Genomic DNA, 26781 nt, shown 5'->3' with positions numbered 1-26781 from the left:
AAAAGTAATATTAAAAGGGTTTTAATTAAAGTAATTAGAAGGAGTAAATCACTATAAAATCTTTATTTTTACGAATCGTTTCAAAACAATAGTTATTAATACTCAAAGTATTCATATAAAATTATCAGTAGTGCTTTTTTTCCTGATATCTCTATCAGGGACTTTGCAAGCACAGTTTTACAATGGAACAAATGTTGGGTTTGGTAAAAACAGAGTTCAATTTAAGGAGTTTGAATGGAAATATTATCGATTTGAACAATACGAAACCTATTTTTATACTGGAGGTAAAGATTTAGCGGTTTATACATCTAAAGCAGCTCGAAAATATTTACTAGAACAAGAAGAACTTTTCGACTTTGATTTAAGAGATAAAATCCAGTTTATTATCTATAATAAACAGTCTGACTTTAAGCAAAGTAATATCGGTTTAGGATTAGAAAATGGCGAAATAGCTGGTTTAACTCAGATAATGGGCTCTAAGGTATTTATCTATTTTAATGGAAATCATGCCGATTTTGACCGACAAATTAAAGAGGGGATAGCTACCGTTTTGGTTAATCAACAAGTATATGGCTCTAGTTGGACTCAAGTACTGAAAAACTCAAGTTTATTATCATTGCCCGATTGGTATTTAAAAGGTTTATCTTCTTATATTTCAAATAATTGGAATCCAAAAATTGAAAATGAGGTTAGAGATGGAATTAGCTCAGGTAAGTATGTGAAATTTAATCGATTAAATGATCAAGAAGCTATAATTGCAGGTCATTCTTTGTGGGCATATATTGCTGAAGTATATGGTGAGTCGGTTATTTCAAATATTTTATATATGACTCGTATTACTCAAAGTGTGGATAGAGGGTTTTTATATGTTTTAGGTATGAATACTAAATCTTTAAATGAAGAATGGATTGCTTATTACCAACATGAATTTGAGAATTATAAATCGAAACCAGAACAATACCAAGCTTTTGATCAATTAAAAATTAAAAAAAGAAGAGAGTACCGGCAGTTTAAAGCTAGTCCAAACGGAGAGGCTTTTGCTTATATAACAGATCAAATGGGTCAGTATAAGCTTTATGTTTATTATCCATCAAACGATAAAAGTTACAAAATATATAAGCGTGAATTTAAATTAAACCGAATTAATGATAAATCTTATCCAGTTTTGGCTTGGCATCCAGCAAGCGAGGTGTTGGCGTTTGTAACAGAAGAAAAAGGATTGTTATTAATGCATTATTTTGACATCAATTCAGGAGGAATTCAGGAGAAACCATTGTTTAATTTAGAAAAAGTTTTAGATTTTGCCTATGCGGATGATGGCAAACAAATGGTTTTATCTGCTTTAGCAAAAGGTCAGTCTGATTTATATCTGTATAATGTTGGAGCTAACTCTCAAAAACCTTTAACCAAAGATGTTTTTGATGATTTAAATCCAAAATTTATTGAAAATTCTTCTCAAATTGTTTTTACCTCTAATCGAACAAATGATTCATTGGGTTATGAACCAAAAGGGGATGAATTATTTAATCACTTTTATGATATTTGGGTATTGGATTATAATTCGAAAAAACTAACTCGAGTAACGGAAACACCTAAACAATCCGAAATACAACCTTACGGAATAGATTCAGCTTTGTATTATCTTGGTGAAAAAAACAATGTGTATACTCGTTATTATGCTGTTAAAGATAGTTTTATAACTCACATTGATACTTCAATCCATTATTATAAATTTTATGATGCGAAAACATCCTCAGTTACAAATAATAGAGGCTTAAATGAACATACGGTTAATCAGACTGGAAAAGCTACTGAAATTGTTGTAGATGATTATAAATACCATTTATTGTTTAAAGATGTAAATGAAAAAATCGATTCTATAAATGCTTTAAATAGCAATATTTCAGATTCATTAACTCAAAATAAGTCAATTGAAAAACCTATAGATAATTTTATTTTGTTCAACCCTATAAAGTTAGCTCCTGATTCAGCAGTTGCTGAAGTGAATATTGATAAATATATATTTGAGAAAGAGAAATCTAAAATTCAAAAAAATACAGTTGTAATAGGAGGGAAAGACAACCTTAAAGATTCTGTTATTACAGAGTTCAAGTTGCCTAATCAGCGAAACTATAACCTTTCATTTTTTAATGATAATTCGGGTATTAAGTTGAGTAACTCTTTTGTTAACCAAGAATATCAAATTTTTACAGGCGGGCCATTTACAGCGCCTGATGTAGGTGGGGTTATGAAGTTAGGTGTAATTGATTTGTTTGAAGATTACCGTTTGTTTGGAGGAATAAGAATGTCTTCTGGCTCTCGAGAGTATTTTATTACTTACCAAAACTTAGTTCATCGCTGGGATAAAGAGTATACATTTATGCGAACAACTGCTGATGCGACCAATGGTTTTGATGTGTTTGGTGTAACAACAAACATGTTAAAATATTCATCAAAATATCCTTTTAGTGAAGTTGCAAGCATTCAACTTACTGGTGGTTTTAGAAATGATATTACTGTAGTTAAATCAATTGATAGAGCTTCGCTTGAAGCAAAAAATTTGAACGAATATCGAGGTGTTTTTAAAGCTGCTTATGTTTTTGATAATTCGTTGCCTAAGATGTTAAATATCTATTACGGTACTAAATTTAAATTGTTTGCAGAGTATTATCAGGAAGCACTAGATGATTATGATGGCGTTAATGGTAATATGCAAGTGGTTGGTTTTGATTTTAGGCATTCATTTAAATTAAGTCGAGAATTAATATGGGTTAATCGTATTGCAGCGAGTTCTTCATTTGGTAAAGAAAAATTGATATATTACTTGGGTAGTGTTGATGGTTGGTTTGATCAAGCAAGTTGGGCTGACCGATTTATTAACCAAGAAGATATCAATCCTAACATTAATTATCGTTTTCAAGCTTTAGCTTCTAATTTGCGTGGATTTCCACAAAATATAAGAAGAGGAAGTAACTTTGCTGTTATTAATAGTGAGGTTCGTTTACCTGTATTCTCTTATTTTATTAGACGACCAATACGCTCCAATTTTATTCGCAATTTCCAAGTAATTGGATTTACCGATGCAGGTATGGCATGGGATGGTTTAGATCCATTTGGGAAAGAAAATAGAGTAACAAAAGATGTACTTAGAGATGGCCCTTTAACGGTTACAGTTTATAAAGATATTTATCCTATAGTTGGTGGATATGGCTTTGGTATCCGATCTACTGTTTTGGGTTATTTTTTAAGAGCAGATTGGGCTTGGGGAGTTGAAGATGGCGTGAGTAAAAAACGTCCGGTATTTTATTTATCATTGAATTTAGATATTTAATATGGATTTTATTCAAATAATAAAAGAGAAAGCATCAGCTTATAAAGCAGAAGTAATAGCTATTCGTCAGCATTTACATCAAAACCCTGAGCTTTCTTTTCAAGAGTTTAAAACGGCTGAGTTTATTGAGAGTAAGCTCAATGAGTACGGAATTACCAATCAAAAAAGATTGGTTAAAACAGGAATTATTGCTTTAATAGAAGGAAAAAATCCAACAAAAAAAATAATTGCATTGCGTTCCGACCACGATGCACTACCAATATTAGAAACAAACGAAGTTGATTATAAATCGGTAAACAATGGTGTGATGCATGCTTGTGGACATGATGTACACACTTCATCATTGTTAGGTGTGGCTAAAATTTTAAATGAGCTTAAAAACGAGTTTGAAGGAACGGTAAAATTGGTTTTTCAACCAGGAGAGGAAATTATACCAGGAGGAGCATCTTTGATTATAAAAGAAGGAGGATTAGAAAACCCTTCGCCAAGTAAAATGTTTGGACAACATGTTTACCCGCAATTAGAAGCTGGTAAAGTAGGTTTTAGACCAGGAATGTATATGGCATCGGCAGATGAAATTTATGTAACCGTAAAAGGTAAAGGAGGTCATGCTGCTTTACCACAATTAAATGTTGACCCAATTTTAATAGCATCGCACATTATAGTTGCTTTACAACAAATTGTAAGTAGAAGTGCGCATCCAACAGTGCCAACGGTATTGTCGTTTGGTAAAATAATAGGAGAGGGTGCGACCAATGTAATACCCGATGAAGTAAAGATAGAAGGTACTTTTAGAACCATGAATGAGGAATGGAGAGCTAAAGCGCATCAAAAAATGAAGAAAATGGCTGAAGACATTGCAGAGGGAATGGGTGGAGAGTGTGTTTTTGATATTCATGTAGGTTATCCATTTTTGGTAAACGATGAGGAATTAACAGCAAGAGCGAAACAAGGAGCAATAGAATATTTAGGAACTGAAAATGTGGTTGATTTAGATTTAAGAATGACTGCCGAAGACTTTGCTTTTTACTCTCAAATTTTACCCACTTGCTTTTACAGGTTAGGTGTTAAAAACGACCAAAAACAAATTAATTCTGGTTTACATACTTCAACTTTTAATGTTGACGAAGATGCTTTAGAGACTGGAATGGGACTTATGGCTTGGTTAACCGTTAAAGAATTACAAGTTTAAGGAGCTCATTTACCACTTGGCAAAGTCGTCTCTTTTTTTTATATTTGTTTGATTATGAACTACAAAACATTATAAAAATATGGGTAAAGGCGATAAAAAGACTAAAAAAGGAAAAATTACTTCAGGTAGTTATGGTGTAACCAGACCAAAAAAATCTGCTAAGGTTGTAGTTGTAAAATCGAAGCCTAAAGCGAAGAAGGTAGAAAAAGTAGAAGAAGCAGCTCCTAAGAAAGTTGCAGCTAAAAAGCCAGCAGCGGCAAAGAAACCTGCTGCGAAAAAAGCTCCAGCTAAGAAAAAAGCAGAAGATAAATAACACAATAAAAGAGGCAACCAATAGTTGCCTCTTTTATTGTAAATATAGTTCAGCACTACATTTGCAAGGTGGTGTTCCACAAATGTCGCAGTTGTATTGTTTTGTTAAACTGTCGTTGTACCAATAGTTGGGTATGGTTTTGTGTAATGTAAACTTGTTTTTTAGTAATAAGTTGCTCATTGGGGTTACAGCTCCTTTTTTCCAACTTATACAAAATAAAGTATCACAAGTATTTTTAAGTGCTGTTGTTACCGAATGAAGTAGCTTATTAGCTATCCCTTTTCTAAAACAATTAGGGTTCACTGCAACTTGTTTTATCCAGCCAGTATTAGTTATGTTTTTGGGTAAGTTTATTGGTTGTAAAACTTTGTTAAGTAGTTCTGTTTTATTACAGGTTTCGGCACTTATAAAACCAACAACTTCATTATCAATAATAGCAACAAATAAGTATTGGTTAGGTTGGTTAATGTAGGTTGATAACTCTTGTTTGGAAATAAATTTATCGCCAAAAGCACTATTAGCTATTAATAAAAGCTGATTTAATTGACTTTTATTAGCTTGTTCAATTTTCATTACAGCATAATTACAGCAGCCACTAAACCAATAATGATGCTCACAAATTTCTTTAAATGAAATTTATGTCCTTCACTGGTTTCAAATAGTATGGTGGTTGAAATGTGTAAAAATATACCAACTGCTAAAGCTAAAAATATGCTTGTGTCAAAATTTAAAGAGTTTCCTAATTGATTAGCAATAAACAAACCTATTGGAGCAGCTAACGAGAATACAATAAGCGAAAGTATTAATTTACTGTTTTTAATACCACTAGCTAGTAAAAGAGTACATAAAATAATTGCCACAGGAAATTTATGAATTAATATACCCAGCAATAATGGTTGTCCATCATCGTGATGATGAGGATCGGTTAAAGCCATACCTTCCATTAAGGCATGAAAACATAAACTTATAAATACTGTGTAAGGGAAAATTGTTTTTTTATCTCCGTGATAATGTAAATGCCCATGTTCAATACCTTGAGAGAAAAACTCTAATAATAATTGCAGTACAAAACCTATTAATATAAATAAACCAATAGAAGGGCTGTAATCGTGATACAACTCAGGTATAAGATGAAGAAAACAAATAGCCAATAAAAATGCACCACTAAACGAAAGTAGTAACTTAAAATTTTGATTTACTTTGGGTTTTTTCCAAATAACAAGTAGTCCGCCTAAAAAGGCAACCAAAAACAAAGAGATATAAATTATAAAATCGTTCATTTACTTTTTTGCTACTATTATTAAACGCTCCGAAGTGTTTTCGTTAAAAGGGTTTAAATCGTAATCGCCAAAGGTAGCTTCAATTTTTAAATTAGCTAAATTAAAGTAGCGAATAAAATCTTTTTGCGTAATTGCTTTTACACGTTCCTGAAAAGAGTAGGAGTTGCCTTTATCCTCAAAATCAATTTGTTTTATAATAAAATTATCAACTACACTTTTTGTAATCTTAAAAGTAATACCTTCTATCATTTTTGTTTCAGCTTCTACTAATTCAGCAATAATTTTAGAGGCATTCATAAAATCTAAAACTAACGTTCCGTCATTAAATAAGCTCTTTGCAATAGCATCTATAGCAAGTATATTGTCATTGTCGTCATCAAAGTAGCCAAAACTTGTAAATAGGTTAAAAGCAAATTGGTAATGGTTAGTGTTTAAAGGCTTTCTAATATCGTTTACATAGAACTTTAATCTTTCGTTTTGAAATTGCTTTGCACTTGCAATACTGTTTTCAGATAAATCAAAAGCATCAACATTAAATCCTAAGTCGTTCATTGTTTTTGCGTGTCTTCCTTTGCCACAAGCAACGTCCAATAAATGGTCAGTTTTTAAAGGTTTTAAATACCCTAATAAATTAGCGATAAATGTTTCAGCCTCAACCATATCTCTATTTTTATAAAGTATATGGTAGTAAGGAGAATCGAACCAATCCTCAAACCAATTCAAATTATCTTTGTTTTTTGACATTATTTAATCTATTTTTCAGTTCGCAAAAGTAAAACCATTATTGTAATTATATGTTTAATAGGGCTTTTTTTGTCTTTCTAACATTTTTATGTTGTTCAATCGGTTTGTTTGGACAGTTTTCAAAACCCTTTGTAAGTAATTATACTGCAAAAGATTATAATGCCTTTTTTCAAAATTGGGATGCTGTACAGGATAAACACGGCATTATGTATTTTGCTAATAACTATGGAGTTTTAACCTTTAATGGGAATAAATGGGATGTAATTAGTTCTCCTAATGAATCCATTATTCGTTCGTTAGCTATTGCTTCAAACGGAAAAGTTGTAGCTGGAGGATATGATCAAATAGGGTTTTTGGAAACTGATGAGAAAGGAAGTTTGAATTTTTCTTCAATTTCTGATTCTATAGATGAAAGTTTTAATGATTTTGGTAGTGTTTGGAATATTGTGGTCGAAAAAGATAGAACATATTTTTCAACCGATAAATATATTCTAAAATATCAAGATAACAAATTATCGAAGCTAGTTGATAAGGGAGGGCAACTTTTTGCTAAAATTAAAAATAGAATTTACACTACAACAACTACTGATGGATTAGTTGAATTTAAAAATGAAAAAATTGAACCACTTCCTGATGGTGATTTTTTTACAGGAATGAAAATTTATTCTGTTGTTGCTAATCGAAAAGGTTTAATGGTGGTAACAAGAAATAGTGGGCTTTATTATTATTCTGCTGATACGATTTATGAAATTGGTGACAAAAAAACAAAAGAGATTTTTAAAAGTAGTGAATTGTATTCAGCTATTGAATTGCCTGACGGTAACGTTTGTTTATCAACATTAAAAAACGGTATAATTATCATTAATCAGATAGGCGAAATTGTAGAAATATTTAATAGTGAATCTGGCGTTCAAAATCAAACCTGCTGGAGTGCTTATCACGATAAACAAGGTAATATTTGGTTAATGTTAGATAAAGGAATTACTAAAATTGAATACAATTGTCCTTTTTCGCTTTACAATCAAAATGTTGGTATTGATGGAACCATAATGAGTATAACGCGATTTAATAATAAGTTATATTTAGCAACCTCAGTTGGGCTTTATGAAGTAAATAAGCAAGAAACACAATATGGTGATAAATTAGTTTTTAATCTTAAAACTAAAATTAAATCGCAGTGTTGGGATTTGCTAGAAGTTAATAATCATTTATTAATTGCTACAAGTTCGGGTATTTATAGCTTAAATAAACAAGGAGTTATAACACGTCAAAATAATGATATAACATATACTCTAGAAAAATCGAACTATTACTCTAACCTTGTTTTTGCTGGTAAAGAAAGTGAAGTTTCTTTTATATTATTTAGTAATTTATGGAAAGAATATAGTTTAGATACTTTGAAATATCAAGTTAGAAGTCTTTACGAAGAATCAGAAAATAATCTTTGGTTAGGTACTTATGTTGATGGAGCTATTAATTTAACCTATGAATTGACAGCTGATTTCTCACCTAAAAATGTAAAACATAAAAGCTATAGTGTAGATGAAGGTTTGTTTGGTTATGAGGTAGATGTTTTCTCTTATCAAAATGAAATGGTTTTTAGTACAGATAAAGGGCTTATGAAAAAGAAAGAAGAAACCAATGGTGAATTCTCTTTTTATTTAGATACAATATTAGGAAACTCTTTCGCGAATGGAACGCGAATAATTTATCGTTTGCAAGAAGATTATTTAGATAATGTTTGGATGTACGCTCCTGTTACTATTGATAATAATAATGAAGGACTTGGTTATGTTAAAACACATAATAATACTCCAATTTGGAATTACGAGCAATTTAATCGTTTGCCACAAGGTATTATTTACGCTATGTATCCAGAAATAAATGGAGATATATGGTTAGGCGGTGTAGAAGGCCTAATGAAATATAACTACATTAAAAATACAGTTAAATACAATAGTATTTTTTACTCTTTAATCAACAAAGTTTCGTTGGGTAAAGATTCAATTATACATAAAGGAGATTATTTTATAAGGAAGAATTCAGTTAAGATAGGTTATGATTATAATTCACTTCAATTTGAATTTAGTTGTACTAATTTTTTAGATGAAAAGAGAAATAAGTATCAATACAAATTAGAAGGTTTTGATGAGGAATGGTCTGATTGGACAAATGATACTAAAAAACAATATACTAACCTATATGAGGGGAACTATAAGTTTAGAGTCCGTTCAAAAAACACTTATAATAATAAAGGGATTGAAGCTACATATAAGTTTATTGTGCTACCTCCATGGTATAGAACATGGTATGCTTATGTAATTTATGGTGTTTTATTAATTGTGCTAATATATATAATAGTTAGAGTGAGTGTTTATAGATTAAAAGTAGCTAATGAAAAATTAGAAGGTGTAATAGCAATTAGAACGAAAGAAATTAGAGAAAAAAACACACAACTTGGAGAAGCTCTAACTGATATTAAAGATAGTATCAATTATGCAAAGCGCTTACAAGAAGCGATTTTACCAAAGCAAGAAGAAGTAAAAAATATATTTCCTCAAAATTTTATTTATTATTTGCCTAGAGATATTGTAAGTGGAGATTTTTATTGGACAACTATTCAAAATAATAAAAGAATATTCGTTGTTGCCGATTGTACTGGACATGGTGTGCCAGGTGCCTTTGTGTCAATGTTGGGAAATGATTTATTAAACCACATTATTAGTGAAAATCAAATAACAGATACTTCTAATATTTTAACCAAATTGAACAAAGGGGTATTAAATGCGTTTAATAATGATGACATATCTTATAGTACAAATGATGGGATGGATATTGCTGTTATTTCTATAGATGAAAATAATGTATTACAATATTCGGGAGCTAATCGTCCATTAACAATAGTAAGAGATAAAGAAGTAATAGAATTTAAACCAGATAAAAAGTCAATAGGAGGAAGGACTGAGTTAGATTTTGTGTTTAAACCAAATACAATTCAATTATTGAAAAATGATAATATATATATGTATAGTGATGGTTTTGCGGATCAATTTGGAGGAGAAAAAGGAAAGAAATATTTAACGAAAAGGTTAAAACAATTATTGGTAGAAGTGTCAGATATGGCTATTGCTACTCAAAAAAATAAAATAGAAAAAGAATTTTTAACCTGGAAAGGAAGTATCAATCAATTAGATGATGTTTTACTTACTGGTATAAAAATTGATTAATAACACGTTTTTCAAAATTTATTTATATTAAACTTGTATAATTCATTCAATTTAATATCTTTGAAAAACATATTTGGAAGTTGAAGTATAGATGATGAAAAGTATACACGATTTTTATGACATGATGGAACAAGGCAATATAATGCTTTCCTTTAAAGGGGAGGTAACTTCTGATTTATTGACCTCAATTCTCCAAATTATGGAAACTAAAATGGAGACTTTAGATGAGCCTCCTAAAATCAAGAAAAAGGTTTATAACATTCTTGTAGAATGTTTACAAAATTTATATCACCACATTGATGAAGATGATAAAAAAACCGCTCAAAATGAAAAGAGCGCTTTATTTATGATACGAAAAAATGAGGAAGGTGAATATTCTATTATGACTGGAAACTATATGGCAGTTGAGAATATGGATTTAATGAAATCTAGACTTGATACAATTAACTCTATGGATAAAGAAGAGTTAAAAGTTTACTATAAAGAAGTACTGAATAATGGAGAGATGTCTGCTAAAGGTGGAGGTGGTCTAGGAATGATTGATATTGCTAGGAAATCAGGTAAAAAATTAGAATATGATTTTGCTGATGTGGATGATAAATTCTCTTTTTTCAGTTTAAATGTAAAAATTGCACAATAAAAAATAAAAGATAAAAAATGGAAGAGTTAGTAATTGAAGGTTCACCAAAAACACCAACAATAAAATTTGACCCAAATACTGGGTATTTATTATTGAAAGGAAGATCTATTCCTGAAAATTCAATTGAATTTTACAAGCCTTTGGTAGATGTTTTAGATGCTTATAATAGTAGTGCTAAACCTACAACTAAAGTTGATATTCAATTGGAATATTTTAATACAAGTTCTTCTAAGTGTATCTTGGATGTTTTTAAAAAATTAGAAGCAATTAACTCTGGATCTAGTGAAGTAACAATTAACTGGTTTTACGAGGAAGATGATGAGGATATGTTAGAAGCAGGTGAAGATTACCAAGCAATTATTAGCGTACCTTTTAAGATGATTGAAGTAGAAGAAGATTAATTTTTTCTTTCTTTAGAATATTAAAAAAGCCCAACTAATTTTAGTTGGGCTTTTTTAATGCTTCCTATTTTAAACTTAATGGCATCTTTTTGAAAGTTTAGCTTCAATTTCTAATTCAACATTAGGCCATGTTACGCTTACACCATCAGCACCTTTATGTAAATCTTCACATACTTTATTTAATTCTTTAAGCGCAGTTTCAGCATTCCAGTTATTAATATCTATTTCTCCTGTTAATTTAACCGTTGTATCTATTACAGTATAAGCTAAAGTAACTTCTTTTTCAATATCATTTAATGTTAAATAAAATGTCATTGATCCACTTTCATTATCACCTTCAACACTTTTAGCGTGACCTAAAATTAAATCAGTATTAAGCATTTTTCCAAAAAATGAATTAATAATTTTAGAATCTCTATCTGGATTAGTTGTATTAGTACTTTTTGTAGGTATTGTAAAAGTTATCGTTTGTAATACCTCAGTTAATTTGGTTGATTTTTCACCAGCTTTAATCAGTACGCTATTAAATGTGCCTCCAACAGCTACTTTGTCAGAAGTTTTAAAGGCTGTCCATTTAACAGTAGCTGTAGATTCTTTATCATATTCATAAAAACAAATTTCTTCTTTGTTTCCTGATTGAAGTTGTTCTGTTGCGTTTGCTTCATGATTTTCTCCACCACATGAGCTAAAAAAAGCTGAAGTAATTATTGCTACAGGAATTAATATTTTTTTCATAGTAATTTTTTTTATAAAAGGTTAAACTTAAAAAAGGCGAATAAACTATTCGCCTTTTCATTTTCGTTATTAATTGGTTACCCTAAAAAAGGATATCTATAATTTGTTGCAGGGACAAATGTTTCTTTAATTGTTCTAGCAGAAACCCAACGTAATAAATTCATTGCAGCACCAGCTTTATCATTTGTTCCAGAACCTCTAGCGCCTCCAAATGGTTGTTGACCAACAACAGCACCTGTTGGTTTGTCGTTTATGTAAAAGTTACCAGCACAGTTTTCCAACATTTTAGTTGCTGTACCAATTGCATATCTACAAGTAGAGAAAATAGCTCCAGTTAAAGCATACTCAGATGTTTGGTCTAAAATCTCTAATGTTTCTTCAAATTTATCAGCATCGTAAATATAAATTGTCATTACGGGGCCGAAAATTTCTTCACACATTGTTTTAAACTTTACATTTTTAGTTACAATTACTGTAGGTTCGATAAAGTATCCTTTTGATTTATCGTAATTACCACCAGCAATTATTTCAGCATCATCACTTGATTTAGCATAGTCAATAAATCCAGCAATCTTATCAAAACTACGCTCATCAATTACAGCATTAATAAAGTTGCTAAAATCTTCTGGGTTCCCCATTTTAAATGAGTTTACATCAGTTTTAACTTGTTCTATAATTTCATTTGCAATATTACTTGGTAAATACGCTCTAGATGCTGCAGAGCATTTTTGACCTTGAAATTCGAAAGCACCTCTAGAAATTCCAGTAGCTACTTCTTTTGCATTTGCAGATTTATGAGCAATAATAAAATCTTTACCACCTGTTTCACCTACAATTCTAGGGTAAGTTTTGTATTTATCAATGTTTGTACCTATAGTTTTCCATAAATGCTTAAACACAGCTGTAGAACCAGTAAAATGTAACCCAGCAAAATCAGGGTGGTTAAATACTACATCACCAGCAGCAGGTCCATCACAATAAACCATATTAATAACACCATCAGGTAAACCAGCAGCCTTAAACAAATCCATTATAACTTGTGCTGAATAGATTTGAGTGTCTGACGGTTTCCAAACTACAACATTCCCCATCATTGCAGGAGCAGCGCATAAGTTAGCTGCTATAGATGTAAAGTTGAATGGGGTAATTGCAAAAATAAATCCTTCTAATGGTCTATATTCTAATCTATTCCATATTCCTGGAGCAGATTCTGGTTGTTCAGCATAAACCTCAGTCATATATTGAACATTGTATCTAAAAAAGTCAATTAACTCACAAGAAGCATCAATTTCAGCTTGAAAAGCATTTTTACTTTGGCAAAGCATTGTTGCAGCATTCATTCTTGCTCTAAAAGGACCAGCTAATAATTCAGCTGCTTTTAAAAAGATAGCAGCTCTATCTTGCCAAGGCGTATTTGCCCATTCTTTTTTAGCTGTAAGTGCAGCATTAATTGCAGCTTCTACATGAGATTTATCTCCCATATGGAAACTACCTAAATTATAAGCATGATCGTGTGGAGGATGCATAGAAACAGTATTACCTGTCCTAACTTCTTTTCCTCCTATAACCATAGGAGCATCAATAGGGTTAGATTTTAATTCAGCTATTGCAGCTTGTAATTCTTCTTTTTCTTCACTTCCGGGAGCATAACCTTGTACAGGCTCGTTCTCAGCCATTGGTACTTGAAAATAAGCGTTTGACATAAATTTTATATTTAAAATGAATAAATTTCTACTCAAAATTAAGAGTTATAAATCAACAAAAAAAGCCTTTATCGTTTATAAACACAGATACTTTTTGGAAATAACAATTAAGTGAATTTTTAGCATAAAAAGATTGTGTATTTATTAATACATTTGTTCCTCATTTAATTATTATCGTATGGAAGTTTTAGATTTAAAAGATATTGCTTTAAAGCAAAAACATATAGACTTAGGAGCTAAGATTGTTCCTTTTGCAGGATTCAATATGCCATTACAATATACAGGTTTAACTGATGAACATTTAAATGTTAGAAATAACGTTGGAATTTTTGATGTATCTCATATGGGAGAGTTTATGGTAAAAGGAGAAGGTGCTTTAGAGTTGATTAATAGAATTACTTCTAACGATGCTTCGGTATTAGTTCCAGGAAAGGTTCAATATTCTTGTTTTCCTAATTATGATGGTGGTATTGTAGATGATTTGTTGGTTTATATGTTGGCAGAGAACGAATATATGTTGGTCGTAAATGGTGCTAATTTAGATAAAGATTGGGCTTGGGTAGAAAAACATAATACAAACAATGTTGATATTAAAAATGTTTCAGATAATATTTCTTTGCTAGCAGTTCAAGGACCAAATGCACAAAAAATGTTAGCTCCATTAACTAATATGGATTTAGATATGGTTTATTACACTGTTCAAAAAGGAATTTTTGCTGGTGTTAATAATGTTATTGTTTCATCTACTGGTTATACTGGTGCTGGAGGTTTTGAAATATATTTTGACAATGCCAATGCTGAAAAAATATTTGATGCAGTTTTAGAAGCTGGAAAAGCTGTAAATGCTCAAATGGCAGGTTTAGCCTGTAGAGACACTTTGAGATTAGAAATGGGTTTCTGTTTATATGGAAATGATATAAATGATGAGACTTCACCTATAGAAGCTGGTTTAGGTTGGATAACAAAATTTACTAAAGATTTTGTGAATGCTGATTTTTTAAAAAATCAGAAAGAAAATGGAGTTAGTAAAAAGTTAGTTGGCTTTGAATTAATAGATAGAGGTATTCCTCGTCATGATTATGAAATAGTTGATGCTGATGGTAATAACATTGGAATAGTAACTTCTGGAACAATGGCTCCATCATTAAACAAAGCAATAGGGATGGGTTACGTAAAAACTGAATTTGCTAAAGCTGGTTCAGAAATTTACATTTCTATACGTAATAAAAATATTAAAGCACAGGTGGTGAAAATGCCATTTTATAAAGGTTAAAAATGAGCGAAGAATCATCTGGTAGTAAGAGAAAAGTTGAAGTATGTTTTTCACCAGCATTGTTTCCTGTTTATTTTCAGGATAAAAACTGTGCTGTTGTAGTTATTGATGTTTTTAGGGCAACATCAGCAATATGCTCGGCAATAGATAATGGCGTTACAGGTGTTATTCCGGTGGCGACAATTGATGAAGCTTACGAGTATAAAGAAAAAGGTTTTTTAGTAGGAGCTGAACGCCAAGCAGAAGTTGTTGAAGGTTTTGATTTTGGTAATTCTCCAATAACTTTTAAATCTGGTAAATTTAGTGGACAAGATATAGTATTAACTACTACTAACGGAACAAAAGCAGTAGAATTAGCTAAAGAAGCTAGCAATGTGGTAATAGGATCGTTTGCTAATTTAGATGCAGTTTGTAAATATTTAGAACGTTTAGATAAGGATGTAATTCTTTTTTGTGCTGGTTGGAAAGATAGATTTAACTTAGAAGATACTTTATTTGCAGGTGCTGTAGTTGAAAAGCTGGCTGAAAATTTACGTTTTGCTGATTTACAAGATTCAGCAATAGCTTCAAAAGATCTTTATTTAAAAGCGAAAGATGATTTATTTGGATTTTTATCAGAGTCTTCACATCGTAAACGACTAAGTAAATTAAATCTTGAAGAAGATATTCTTTATTGTTTAAAATTAAATCAATCTAAAAACGTACCGGTTTTATTGAATGGTAAAATTGTGAAAGGTTAAATGAAAATAGGTTTTAAATATATTGTAGGAGTAATGATTTTCATTACTCTTCTTTTTTTTAATAAACACCAAACTTATTCATGGGGTTTTTTTGGGCACAAAAAAATTAATCGAATGGCTGTATTTACTTTGCCGCCAGAGATGATTAAGTTTTATAAAAAAAACATTGAATATATTACCGAACATGCTGTAGATCCTGATAAAAGAAGATATTCTACCGAAGGAGAAGCTCCTCGACATTACATAGATATTGATCATTATGTGCATAATGGAGAAGATCCTTTTGAAGTGATGCCTAAAAAATGGTATGATGCGGTTGAGAAGTTTACAGAAGATACTTTACAAGCTTACGGAATAGTGCCTTGGCATGTTAATGTAATGGTAATGCGATTAACTAAAGCGTTTGAGGCAAAAGATTACGACCAAATATTAAGAGTTTCTGCCGACTTAGGGCATTATATTGGCGATTCGCATGTGCCTTTGCATACTACCGAAAATTATAACGGACAATTAACCGGACAACGAGGAATACATGGGTTTTGGGAATCGAGAATTCCTGAGTTAAAAGCAAAAGATTACGATTACTTTGTAGGTAGAGCAAAGTATGTAGAGAATATTTTAGAAGACGAATGGGAAACGGTAAAACAAAGTTTTGGAGCTAAAGACTCTGTATTGGATTTAGAACGCCAGTTAAATGATGAGTTTCCTAAAGACCAAAAATATACTTTTGAAAATAGGGGGACAGTTTTAATGAAAACTTACTCTGAGGAGTATTCTGATACGTATAACGAAATGCTAAATGGAATGATTGAAAGACGTTTAACAAAATCAATTATTACAGTTGGGAGCTACTGGTACACCGCATGGGTAAATGCTGGACAACCTAACCTAAATGAATTGTTAGAAAAGCAACCTTCCGAGCAAATTACCAAAGAAGATAATGAATTAGAAAAACTCTATAAATCGAACAAGATTAAGGGTAGAGATCATCAGAATTGACTATACATTAATAACTTTAATATGTGTGAAATTTTCACTCAAGTCTGAATTTAACGGGTATTTTGTGGTTGTATGATTTTTTGCATTTTAGTTTATTTTCTATTTTCCTTTGTTCTTCAACATGTTGAAGCGTTTTTAAAGCAAACTCATCACATCCATAACCTAGAGTTGTATCTTGAGATATATTAATAAAATTACATGCAGAATCTATGTCAAAAATTAAAGTAATTGTTCCAGTTATCCTAGCTTCAAGAGCTTTTTGAGGGTATATGAAACTATAAGAATAGAATGTTTCAGTTAATTTTCATTAGTTTCCTGAGCACATAAATTAATATTAGAGGCACAGAATATTAATGATAAAACTAAAAGTTTAACATTTGATTTCATTATTCTTTTTTTTATACAAGTTTACTTCTCAATCTTAACTTTCTTTAAAGTCAATAAATTTAAGGCATTAATGCCTAAATCTTTTACTTTACCATTAGTTAAACGAACTACTTGGTCGTAATACAACGGAACAATTGGCGCTTCCTCAATAATTATTTTATCCATTTCTTGGTACAAATGGTATCGAGCAGAATCATTAGTTTCTAATTGCGACATTTCATATAACTTATCAAACTGAAAGTTTTTAAAGTGTGTATAGTTTGGACCGTGAGGCGTAAAGTTTTTACTGTAAAATAATGCTAAATAGTTTTCAGCGTCTGGGTAATCTGCCATCCACGATTTTCTAAAAAAGTTAAGCTTAGAACGAGAAATTAATTCTCTGTGCGTTGTTGGTTGTAAAATCTCTACTTTGGTTTTAATACCAACTTCAATTAATTGGTGTTGAATAAACTCACATAAATCAACATAAGTAGCAGTGGTAAATAAAGTAATTTCTGGTAAGTTTTTACCATTAGGGAAACCAGCAGCATACAATAATTCTTTTGCTTTTTCAGGATTGTAAGAATACCCTTTTACAATACTATCGTTAAAAGAAGGTAATCCTTTTGGAATAAAACCTGCGTTTGCTGGTGTTCCTATTCCTTTTCTAAGGTAAGTCATCATTTGTTTTCGGTTAAAAGCATAGTTAATTGCTTGTCTAACCATTTTTTTCTTTAAAGGGCTGTTGGCAACAATATCTAAATCTTCATCCACTAAAAAACCTAAATACTCCGTATTAAGTTGAGAACTTACTTGTAGGTCATATTTATCTTGGTATTCAGGTTTTAATTTACCTTCAGGAGTAAATAAATTATCTCTATTTTCACCTTCTCGTCCGTTTACAAAATCAAACTCATCACCTAAAAATTTAAAGAACTCAACTTCTCTATCTTTTAAAAAGGTAATAGCAACACCATCAATGTATGGCAAACTAGAACCATCATCATCTTCCTCAAAATAGTTTTCATTTTTTAGGAAAACCATTTTATTTCCTTCATCCCACATTTTAAATTTAAAAGGTCCAGTTCCAATAGGATTATTTCCGTAATCGTTTCTGTAATATTCAACAACTTCATGAGCTACCACAGAACAATATTGCATCGTTAAAATACCTAAGAAAGGAGGGAAGGATTGGCTTAAATGAATTTGAAGTGTAGTGTCATTAAGTGCTACAAATGGCTCAAAATTAAATTCTTCGATAAAATCTAAGTTATTAAAAATCCACGCTCCAGGTGAAGCTACTTTTTCATCAATTATTCTATTAAAGCTATATACAAAGTCTTTAGCTGTTACTTTCCTTCCTTTTCCATTTGGAAATAATTCGTGATCATGAAAAGTAACATCATTTCGTAGGTAAAAAGTGTAAGTTTTTCCGTCTTCAGAAATTTCCCATCTAGAAGCAATTGATGGTTGAATTTTAAGGTTGTCATCCATTTGTACCAAACCATTATATAAATGATTACATGCCCAAATGTTTTCTCTGTTTCTAGATCTTGCAGGGTCTAAAGAAGTAATGCCTGCAGCTTCATTGTATCTAAATATTTTTTTACCATCAATAGCTTTAGCTTTATCGTTTTTACCACAAGAAAATAAAAAGATAGAAAGTAGAAGAGTTAAAGTAGAAAGTAGTCTCATAACATTACAAATTTTGATATGTAATGTTAATTAAAACAATACTGTTTATAAGAAGGATGAATTTCTTCTTATCAACACATTATTGTTTAAACACGTAGTATTTTTGAAGGGTGAAATTGTAAAATATAGCAATAAAAATTGCTGTAATGATTTTAGAAATAGAGTAGGTAACTCCACCAAAATCGGTAAGTAAATAAACAAACAAGGTATTTAGTACTAAACTACCAGCTGAAACTAAGGTGTATTTAACAATTTGATTACTTAGGTTGTTTGATGAGTTTACAAATGCCCAATATCTACAAATTATAAAATTAGTTAAAGCACCACAAAAAGCACCAATAGCTGTTGAGGCAACATACCAAACATTAAATAATTCTGTAAGAATAATTAATACAAAAAAATCGACCATAGTTGCAATAATTGCTGCAACTTGATATCTTAAAAATGATATAATTAATGCTTTTTTCAAATAAATATAATAATAACCTGAAGAACGATGTTAGCATATACTCCAGCTAAAACATCATCAGCCATTACGCCAATTCCTCCAGGTAATTTTTCTAGTTTTCTAATCCCTAATGGTTTAGCGATATCAAAAAAGCGAAATAAAATAAAAGCCAATAATATATTTAAATATGAAAAAGGAATAAAAGCCATTGCTATCCACATGCCAATCACTTCATCCATTACAACTTTCGAGGGGTCTTTTCCCCAATGTTTTTCAAGGTAATTCGTAGAAACAACTCCTAAACCAGTGCAAACAAGAATTAATAATAGATATGATATTGAGTAAGTTGTAAATAACTCTAATTTTTCAATTAACCATAAAATTCCACATGCTACAATTGCTCCAGCGGTACCTGGTGCAAAAGGAGAAAAACCTGCTCCAAAAGCGGTTGCTATTATGGTGTGTATGATTTTCATTTAAAGTAAAGGTAAAAAAAAGCTGCTAAATGTTCGATTTAGCAGCTTTTAGTATCTATTTATTTAGATTAAGCGTTTTGCGTAGCTTCTTCTTCGTAATCTAAACCTAAATGAGTGATTAAATCTTCACCTTGTAAATGACGTAAAGTATTTTTCAATTTCATTTCTTGTTTAAAGATATCGTGTAATGGCTGCATGTTTTTAGTTGGCGTTTGAGGCGCTTTAAAGAAAAACGACAACCATTCTTGAATACCACTCATATTTGCTCTAGAAGCTAAATCTAAAAATATAGCTAAATCTAAAACTAATGGAGCGGCTAAAATTGAATCTCTACATAAGAAATCGACTTTAATTTGCATTTTGTAACCTAACCATCCAAAAATATCTAAGTTATCCCATCCTTCTTTGTTGTCACCATGAGGAGGGTAGTAGTTAATTCTAACTTTGTGGTATAAATCTTTATATAAATCAGGATTTTTTTCTGGTTCTAAAATACTATCTAACACACTAAGTTTAGACATTTCTTTAGTTTTGAAACTTGCAGGATCATCTAAAACTTCACCATCTCTGTTTCCTAAAATATTTGTAGAAAACCAACCAGCAATACCTAAAGAACGAGTTTTTAAACCAGGAGCTAAAATTGTTTTCATTAACGTTTGTCCTGTTTTAAAATCTTTACCACAAATTGGCACACCATTTCTTTTTGCTAAAGCAATTAATGCAGGTATATCAGCAGATAAGTTAGGAGCACCATTTGCATAAGGTACTCCTTCCATAATAGCTGCGTAAGCATAAATCATACTTGAAGGTATGTTCTCATCGTTATTTCTTAAACCTTCTTCTAAGCTTTCAATTGTTTGATGAACAGCACTTTCTTCAATGTAAATTTCAGTAGAACCACACCAAACCATAGCTAAACGATCACAGTTGTTTTCAGTTTTAAAGTTTCTAATGTCTTCTCTTAATTGGTCAGCTAAATCCATTTTAGTAGCGCCTGTTTTGTAGTACGTACCTTCTAATTTAGTAACATATTTTTTATCAAAGACAGCTTTCATTGGTTTAATAGCTTCCAATTCCGGTTTCAATTGTTCTAATAAGTATCTATCTAAAACACCTGCGTGAACAGCAGATTGATAAACGTTATCTTCGAAAATATCCCAACCACCAAAAGCAATTTTGCTAATGTCAGCCAATGGAATAAAGTCTTTAATTAATGGGGTTTTGTTTTCTGTTCTTTTACCAATTCTTATTGTTCCCATTTGAGATGTAGAACCAATTGGTTTAGAAATACCTTTGTTTACTGCGTGAACCCCAGCAATTAAAGTTGTTGCAACTGCACCTAATCCAGGTAATAAGATACCTAATCTACCGTCAGCACTAGCAATGTTTGAACTCATAGTATATTTAATTATTTATAGATAAATTTCTTGAAAATAAGATTGCAAATATATGATTTTGATTGGTTTTTGTTGACCAAATAAAAAGATTTATTAATCGAATAACAAATAATGATTTGGACTTTATTTTTCTATTCGTTCGTATATGTATTTGCCAGATTTAATCTCTTTACCGAATAATTCTACAGCAAAAACTTCAGGTAGTAATTTAGTATGCTCAGCAGTAATAAATACTTTGTCAATATATGCCGGTTTCCCATTTATAGTTGTTGCTACGGTTGGATTACCTTTAGTATCAACAGTAGCAAATAACTTTAGTTTTTTAAGAGCTACAATTGTAAACTCAACAGTATTTGGCCTGTCTTTTAAAAAATCGGCTTTAACTCCAAAACCAAAAGTTTTTTCAACATATTTTAATTCTCTTTTTTGACCTTGTTCTTGGTATCTTCTCCAAAACACATTAATTGGCTCATCTTTATTAATTTGACCTTTACTGTCAATGTTTAAAGTGTAAACTACTGCATTGGTATTGAAGCTTTTTTGAATGTAAAAAAGCATATTTGCATCTTTAGGGGTAGGGTATCCATTAAAAACAGAATCTTCACCAATAATGAATTCTGTAGAATTTTTATACTCTATTTTATTAAAACCGTAAAAAACAGGGATTAAAATTAAAAGAGGAAATAATTTTTTAAGCATCTTTTTTATCTAGTTCAATTTTACAATGTCTTAATCGTTGAATAGCAGTTGTGTTTGCAAAAATTGCAACTACTGTTACAGGTAAAGTAAAAATAGAAATGGTCTCAAATAAAGTAATGGGTGAATCATCTAAATGAATTGAAATGTTCCCAAAAAAGAAATAAGCAATACCACAAAACATTGCACCTGCACCAATTGTTACAACTCTTGCTGGTCTTTGCATCATTCCAACACTACATTCAATACCTAAACCTTCAGCTCTTGCACGAGTGTAGCTAACCATCATAGATCCTACTAAAGCAACAAATCCAAATAATGAACTTAAAAAATAATCGTGAGAGATTAAATAATAACTTATACCTAAAAACATAACTAATTCACTATATCTATCAATTACAGAGTCGTAAAATGCTCCGTAAGTAGTTGACATATTGCCTAATCTAGCAATTCTTCCATCCATCATATCAAATAAACCTGCAATTAAAATTGTAAAACCGCCCCAACCAACATAACTTAATTCGTCTCTTTCTGCAATTTCTGCACCAACAATAAAAATAACAGCAGCTACTATATTTAAAAAGAAACCAAAAGAGGTTACCATATTTGGAGTAACACCTAATTTTATTAATAATTGAATAAATGGGTTGAGAATACTATATATTATTGATTGTGCTTTACTTTCGTTCGCCATAATTAAGGTAAGAGAAATCGTATTTAATTTTTTTCAAATTTAAATAAACTTTTTTTGTTGCTGAGATTTGAATGAAGATGTTATTAGGTAAGTTATGTTAGCAACTCACAATTTTTAAGTTAATCTTAATAAATGATTGAATTAATTTATATTTGCAGCCTTAAAATATTAAGATATGGCTTTAAAATGTGGAATTGTTGGGTTACCCAATGTAGGAAAATCAACTTTATTTAATTGTTTGTCGAATGCAAAAGCTCAGTCAGCAAACTTTCCGTTTTGTACAATTGAACCAAATGTTGGTGTAATTACTGTTCCAGATAATAGATTAGAAGAGTTAGAAAAATTAGTTAAACCAGAAAGAGTCTTACCAACTACAATAGAAATAGTTGATATTGCAGGATTAGTTAAAGGAGCTAGTAAAGGTGAAGGTTTAGGTAATAAGTTTTTGGCAAACATTAGAGAAACAGATGCCATTATTCATGTTGTAAGATGTTTTGATGATGGTAATGTTGTTCATGTTGATGGTTCAGTGAACCCAGTTAGAGATAAAGAAATTATTGATATAGAGTTGCAATTAAAAGATTTAGAAACTGTTGAGAAAAATTTTGAAGGCTTGAAACGTAAAGTGAAAACTGGAGATAAATCAGCAGTTAAAGAAGCAGAATTGTTAGAGCGCATAATTAAAGCATTAGAGTCAGGTAAATCAGCAAGAACTGTTGAGTTAGCAGAAGATGAAAAAGAGATTGTAAAAAAACTTCAATTAATTACAACTAAACCAGTTTTGTATTTATGTAATGTAGATGAAAGTTCAGTAGTTGGAGGAAATAAATATGTCGAGCAGGTAAAAGAGGCTGTTAAAGATGAAAATGCAGAAGTATTAGTAATTGGGGCTCAAATTGAGGCAGATATTGCTGAACTTGAAACTTATGAGGAAAGAAAAGAGTTTTTAACAGATTTAGGTTTAGAGGAAGCGGGTGTAAATAAATTAATTAGAACAGCATATAAGTTGTTAAACTTACAAACTTATTTTACAGCAGGAGTTAAAGAAGTAAGAGCTTGGACAATTAAAGAAGGAATGACAGCACCTCAAGCTGCAGGCGTAATTCATACTGATTTTGAGAAAGGATTTATTAGAGCAGAAGTAATTAAATACAACGATTTTGTAACACTCGGTTCAGAAGCAGCTTGTAAGGATGCTGGTAAAATGGGAGTAGAAGGTAAGGAGTATGTTGTGTCTGATGGAGATATTATGCACTTTAGATTTAATGTATAAAATTTCATAAAACAAATTAAAAAAGGGTTAGACATCGTCTAACCCTTTTTGTTTAAGTAATATTCCTTATTCTATTTGTTAATCAGTAATTTACGAGTCACAGATTTTTCGTTTAAAACAAATTTCACAATATATTGCCCTGCATATAAACTTCTTGTATCAATGTGAGCTATCGTAGTACCTTGATAAATCACTGTTTCTGAAATAAACTTACCAGTTATATCGAATAATTTAACTTTAACATTTTCTTTAACAAGCGAATTTAATTGTATAACTACAAAATCATTTGCAGGATTTGGAAATAAATTAATTTCAACACTATTTAAATCATAATCACTAATACCCGTAGTACTTTCATAAGTAGTTACTGATTCAGTAATATTAGTAACTGTAGTTGCTGATTTAACGCCATAAAAAGTTGGCCCAACAGCATAAGGATATGTTGAATTCCAATTTTCATCAACAGTAGCAAAATAACAATAAGTTCCAGCCGGATATTCAGGGGTTACACAAAATCGACCATTGTGTTCATCTAAATAATCATTTTGACCAGGATGAGAAACAAAAACATAATCTTCCTTAAAATACCCTTCAAAGTAAGTCGAATTTACAACTGGTCCATTTGTTCTTGTTGTGGCTCCAGTTAACTCATATCCAGATTTCATTCTAGTAATTCCTCCTGTTCCATTTGTTTCAGCATATGCATAAGCACCATAAATTGGAAATCCGTCATATGCAAATCCAATTAGAGGAGAGTGTTTAGTGCTATCAATAGCATATAGTCCATCTGCATCATAAGTATTACAAATAGTTGAAACTACATTTAAATCTAATTTAAACGCACTAGGATTTTGATGATGGTGATAATTACCCATTGCTGGATGACCTTTTGAACAATCAAAACCTGCTTTTTCAGCAGGAATAGCATCTCTATTCCAATCCATTACAGCAGTTGGTCCTCCAGGGCAAGGAGAATTTCCTGGTCCACCACATAAAGAACTACTAGAATTATTCCAAGCAACACCATCTCTATTATCAAATAAAGCTGTTCCATTAATAAAAACACCAATATTTCCCATATTTGTAGCGGTAGGCGTACCTGTGTTTTGAACAGGGTTTAATGGGAATTTGAATATTGAATTTTGAGCTGTGGCAAGTGATGGATTACCATCTAAAAATGGACCAGTAACATAAGCTGGAATACCAGTCGCCGAAACATAAACATAGTCAGTTGAATACTGAACTGATTGAACATTTACTAGATCAGCATCGTCTATTGGTATTGAGTTTCCACTAACATAATGTCTACCTGTTACAGTAGTGTTTTGTAACCACGATGTAATTGCTGGGTTGGTTTGTGCTTTTAGTCCTAATTCTAAAATTACAACAGATACAAGTAAGATTAGTTTATTCATAGTTAGATTTTATTTGTTAATTATTTATTTAGACGATGAATAATTAATTATCCTTCGTTTTAGGAAAAAATAAATGATTCGGAAAATCATATTCTTTATTAAATAAGAAGTTTTTGTCTGTTAATGTTAGTAAGAAAGCTGTTAAATCTACTTTCTCATTTGAAGTGAGTTTAATTGGCTCAGAAAGATGTTGCGATAAAGTTTTTGTTTTAATAATGTTATTTGTGTAATGATTTAAAACATCAGAAATAGAATTGTATCTGCCATCATGCATATAAGGAAATGAAAACTCAATATTTCTTAAAGTAGGAACTTTAAATTTTAGTGAGTCAGTTGGATTTTTAGTAATTCCGTACCTTCCTAAATCTTTTAATATTGAATCAATTGCAAGTCCATTATTTTCAAATTGATTATTAGTAAATAAAGGTTCTGTATGACAAGATGAACATTTGTCTTTGTATAGTTTGTATCCATTTTCTTCTTGAAGAGAAAAAGTAGCAGTTTTATTAATTACACTATCGTATTTCGAATTGCACGATATAAGTGTTAGTTCAAATTGAGATATCGCTTTAAGTAAGTTTTCTCCAGTAATTTTACTATTTCCAAAAGCTTTGTAAAATAGATTTGGATAAGTGCTTAATTCTAGTTTTTTAATAACATTATTTAAGTCTTCATCCATTTCCGCAGGATGGCTAATTGGAGCTAAAGCTTGAACATCTAAATGATTTACTGCACCATCCCACATAAATGAATTATGCCAAGCTAAATTCATTAAAGATGGTGAGTTTCGATTGCCAATACTATCATTTATACCATGACTAAGTTTATGATCTACATGAGTAAAAGCTGTGTAAGAAAGATGGCAATTACTGCATGAAATAGAACTGTCTTTTGACAGTATGGGATCATAAAAAAGTTTTCTACCTAAATCAATTCCCTCTTGAGTTAATGGATTTTTATCAAAATCGTAATTAGGAGATGGGAAGTAGTTAGGGTAATTTACCTTAAAGGGTGTTGTATTTGTAGGCAACAACATTGCTAATTCTATGAACGCAAATAAACTTAATATGGCTATGATTTTATTTTTATTCATTTAAATAAAATAGACTCCCTGCGATTTTTGATAATCTTTGAGCTTCTTTGCCTGGAGACATTAATTTGTGTTCTTTTTCTAAATCGATTTGATTTAAAAAATTAGCGATATCGAAATATATAATTGTGTTTTTTTGTTTGTCGATTTTCAATTTTACTTGTTGAACTGTAGAAGGAGAGTAGCCTCCTAAATGAAATTCAAATGGAATGTTTTTGCTTTTTCCTTCTAATTTAAAGTTTATATAACCACTATTCCAAGCCCAATACATACCTTTTGTAGGATCTAAATCTCCTCCCATAACACCAGAAATATTAATTAAACTATCAGTTCCAAGTGAAAAATGGATTTGATCAAATTCTATATCAGGGGGCATTTCAAATTTTAAGTTTAAAGTTGAAGGATTTGAAACATCTATTAAATGGTAGCTATCTTTTTCTTTCCATATTAATTCATCATTTTTAGTAAATGAAAAATTTGTTAGATAGAATTTAAACTTATTAATTATAGTACTTTCTGTATTTTCTTTTTCGAGAATTAAGTTCTGACTATTTAATAAAGGTTGTATTGTAATCGTTAAGTCATTTATATTTTGACTTGCTAAAATATTACAGTATAAAACACTAATAATTAATAGTTTAAATGGTTTCATT

The 26781-nt window shown here is 30.7% G+C and carries 25 protein-coding genes; 10 read left to right on the top strand and 15 right to left on the bottom strand.

All coding sequences use genetic code 11. The annotated features are described in order from the left end of the window. Window positions 1-130: 130 nt before the first annotated feature. The 3 genes from FRY74_RS04975 (at window position 131) to FRY74_RS13085 (ending at window position 4836) form a co-directional block, all read left to right on the top strand. The gene (locus FRY74_RS04975; RefSeq protein ID WP_147099228.1) at window positions 131-3331 is read left to right on the top strand and encodes a BamA/TamA family outer membrane protein; all 3201 of its coding nucleotides are present in this window, start codon (window positions 131-133) and stop codon (window positions 3329-3331) included. Window position 3332: 1 nt separating this feature from the next. Beyond that, on the top strand, window positions 3333-4523 hold the full coding sequence (locus FRY74_RS04970) for a M20 metallopeptidase family protein (protein ID WP_147099226.1): 1191 nt from the start codon (window positions 3333-3335) through the stop codon (window positions 4521-4523). A gap of 79 nt (window positions 4524-4602) precedes the next feature. Beyond that, window positions 4603-4836 (top strand): 30S ribosomal protein THX, encoded by a 234-nt coding sequence (locus FRY74_RS13085; RefSeq protein ID WP_147099224.1) that lies wholly within the window; start codon window positions 4603-4605, stop codon window positions 4834-4836. 33 nt (window positions 4837-4869) lie between these two features. Here the strand turns inward: FRY74_RS13085 and FRY74_RS04960 are convergent, their stop codons facing one another. From FRY74_RS04960 to FRY74_RS04950, 3 genes are read right to left on the bottom strand one after another with little or no spacing between them, the layout of a single operon-like run. After that, a complete protein-coding gene (locus FRY74_RS04960) occupies window positions 4870-5409 on the bottom strand; it encodes a GNAT family N-acetyltransferase (RefSeq protein WP_147099222.1) in 540 nt (179 codons plus the stop codon). Then, window positions 5409-6116, bottom strand: a complete 708-nt coding sequence (locus FRY74_RS04955; RefSeq protein WP_147099220.1) for a ZIP family metal transporter — start codon at window positions 6114-6116, stop codon at window positions 5409-5411. Before FRY74_RS04955 ends, FRY74_RS04960 begins: the two co-directional genes overlap by 1 nt. Next, window positions 6117-6860 (bottom strand): class I SAM-dependent methyltransferase, encoded by a 744-nt coding sequence (locus FRY74_RS04950; RefSeq protein ID WP_147099218.1) that lies wholly within the window; start codon window positions 6858-6860, stop codon window positions 6117-6119. It lies immediately after the preceding gene. A gap of 206 nt (window positions 6861-7066) precedes the next feature. On the opposite strand from FRY74_RS04950, the gene FRY74_RS04945 reads away from it, so the two are divergent. The 3 genes from FRY74_RS04945 (at window position 7067) to FRY74_RS04935 (ending at window position 11128) form a co-directional block, all read left to right on the top strand. Then, entirely contained in the window at window positions 7067-10087 is a 3021-nt protein-coding gene (locus FRY74_RS04945; RefSeq protein WP_170227949.1) for a SpoIIE family protein phosphatase, read from the top strand. A gap of 94 nt (window positions 10088-10181) precedes the next feature. Further along, window positions 10182-10727 carry a SiaB family protein kinase gene (locus FRY74_RS04940; protein ID WP_147099214.1) on the top strand — a complete coding sequence of 182 codons (546 nt, stop codon included), beginning with the start codon at window positions 10182-10184 and terminating at the stop codon, window positions 10725-10727. A 17-nt stretch (window positions 10728-10744) separates the two neighbouring features. Then, window positions 10745-11128: a DUF1987 domain-containing protein gene (locus FRY74_RS04935; protein ID WP_147099212.1), complete on the top strand. Its 384-nt coding sequence runs from the start codon at window positions 10745-10747 to the stop codon at window positions 11126-11128. A 75-nt stretch (window positions 11129-11203) separates the two neighbouring features. Here FRY74_RS04935 and FRY74_RS04930 read toward each other — a convergent pair whose 3' ends face one another. Both FRY74_RS04930 and pruA read right to left on the bottom strand, forming a co-directional pair. After that, window positions 11204-11863, bottom strand: coding sequence for a YceI family protein (locus tag FRY74_RS04930; protein WP_147099210.1), 660 nt, complete (start codon window positions 11861-11863; stop codon window positions 11204-11206). Between the two features lie 77 nt (window positions 11864-11940). Then, a complete protein-coding gene (gene pruA, locus FRY74_RS04925; RefSeq protein WP_147099208.1) occupies window positions 11941-13566 on the bottom strand; it encodes an L-glutamate gamma-semialdehyde dehydrogenase in 1626 nt (541 codons plus the stop codon). A gap of 178 nt (window positions 13567-13744) precedes the next feature. On the opposite strand from pruA, the gene gcvT reads away from it, so the two are divergent. The 3 genes from gcvT to FRY74_RS04910 are packed head-to-tail and all read left to right on the top strand — an operon-like array spanning window position 13745 to window position 16578. After that, window positions 13745-14839 (top strand): glycine cleavage system aminomethyltransferase GcvT, encoded by a 1095-nt coding sequence (gcvT, locus tag FRY74_RS04920; RefSeq protein ID WP_147099206.1) that lies wholly within the window; start codon window positions 13745-13747, stop codon window positions 14837-14839. Window positions 14840-14841: 2 nt separating this feature from the next. Beyond that, window positions 14842-15579 carry a 2-phosphosulfolactate phosphatase gene (locus tag FRY74_RS04915; protein ID WP_147099203.1) on the top strand — a complete coding sequence of 246 codons (738 nt, stop codon included), beginning with the start codon at window positions 14842-14844 and terminating at the stop codon, window positions 15577-15579. Continuing rightward, complete coding sequence (locus FRY74_RS04910) at window positions 15580-16578, top strand: zinc dependent phospholipase C family protein (protein WP_223265827.1); 999 nt, start codon at window positions 15580-15582, stop codon at window positions 16576-16578. 34 nt (window positions 16579-16612) lie between these two features. Here FRY74_RS04910 and FRY74_RS13080 read toward each other — a convergent pair whose 3' ends face one another. The 7 genes from FRY74_RS13080 to FRY74_RS04875 all read right to left on the bottom strand — a co-directional run bounded on the left by FRY74_RS13080 (window position 16613) and on the right by FRY74_RS04875 (window position 22350). Then, window positions 16613-16849, bottom strand: coding sequence for an energy transducer TonB (locus FRY74_RS13080; RefSeq protein WP_147099771.1), 237 nt, complete (start codon window positions 16847-16849; stop codon window positions 16613-16615). A gap of 137 nt (window positions 16850-16986) precedes the next feature. Further along, entirely contained in the window at window positions 16987-18639 is a 1653-nt protein-coding gene (locus FRY74_RS04900; RefSeq protein ID WP_147099201.1) for an ABC transporter substrate-binding protein, read from the bottom strand. A 79-nt stretch (window positions 18640-18718) separates the two neighbouring features. Beyond that, entirely contained in the window at window positions 18719-19108 is a 390-nt protein-coding gene (locus FRY74_RS04895; RefSeq protein ID WP_147099199.1) for a GtrA family protein, read from the bottom strand. Next, entirely contained in the window at window positions 19105-19563 is a 459-nt protein-coding gene (locus FRY74_RS04890; protein WP_147099197.1) for a phosphatidylglycerophosphatase A family protein, read from the bottom strand. Before FRY74_RS04890 ends, FRY74_RS04895 begins: the two co-directional genes overlap by 4 nt. 68 nt (window positions 19564-19631) lie before the next feature. Next, window positions 19632-20960, bottom strand: coding sequence for an inositol-3-phosphate synthase (locus tag FRY74_RS04885; RefSeq protein WP_147099195.1), 1329 nt, complete (start codon window positions 20958-20960; stop codon window positions 19632-19634). A 123-nt stretch (window positions 20961-21083) separates the two neighbouring features. Beyond that, the gene (locus tag FRY74_RS04880) at window positions 21084-21659 is read right to left on the bottom strand and encodes a DUF4833 domain-containing protein (RefSeq protein WP_147099193.1); all 576 of its coding nucleotides are present in this window, start codon (window positions 21657-21659) and stop codon (window positions 21084-21086) included. Beyond that, on the bottom strand, window positions 21652-22350 hold the full coding sequence (locus FRY74_RS04875) for a CDP-alcohol phosphatidyltransferase family protein (RefSeq protein ID WP_147099191.1): 699 nt from the start codon (window positions 22348-22350) through the stop codon (window positions 21652-21654). Before FRY74_RS04875 ends, FRY74_RS04880 begins: the two co-directional genes overlap by 8 nt. Window positions 22351-22525: 175 nt before the next feature. Between FRY74_RS04875 and ychF the strand changes: the two genes are divergently transcribed. Continuing rightward, window positions 22526-23623: a redox-regulated ATPase YchF gene (gene ychF, locus FRY74_RS04870; protein ID WP_147099189.1), complete on the top strand. Its 1098-nt coding sequence runs from the start codon at window positions 22526-22528 to the stop codon at window positions 23621-23623. 71 nt (window positions 23624-23694) lie between these two features. On the opposite strand, the gene FRY74_RS04865 is transcribed toward ychF, so the two are convergent. Genes FRY74_RS04865 through FRY74_RS04855 form a run of 3 tightly spaced genes read right to left on the bottom strand, consistent with a single transcriptional unit; the run spans window position 23695 to window position 26780 of the window. Continuing rightward, window positions 23695-25038 (bottom strand): YHYH protein, encoded by a 1344-nt coding sequence (locus tag FRY74_RS04865; RefSeq protein WP_147099187.1) that lies wholly within the window; start codon window positions 25036-25038, stop codon window positions 23695-23697. 43 nt (window positions 25039-25081) lie between these two features. After that, a complete protein-coding gene (locus FRY74_RS04860; RefSeq protein WP_147099185.1) occupies window positions 25082-26131 on the bottom strand; it encodes a cytochrome-c peroxidase in 1050 nt (349 codons plus the stop codon). Next, window positions 26124-26780 (bottom strand): MbnP family protein, encoded by a 657-nt coding sequence (locus tag FRY74_RS04855; RefSeq protein ID WP_147099183.1) that lies wholly within the window; start codon window positions 26778-26780, stop codon window positions 26124-26126. The genes FRY74_RS04860 and FRY74_RS04855 overlap by 8 nt, the downstream gene beginning before the upstream one ends. Window position 26781: the final 1 nt, after the last annotated feature.

It is taken from the genome of Vicingus serpentipes (assembly GCF_007993035.1).
Lineage (GTDB): Bacteria > Bacteroidota > Bacteroidia > Flavobacteriales_E > Vicingaceae > Vicingus > Vicingus serpentipes.
This window is presented reverse-complemented; position numbering and strand designations above follow the sequence as displayed.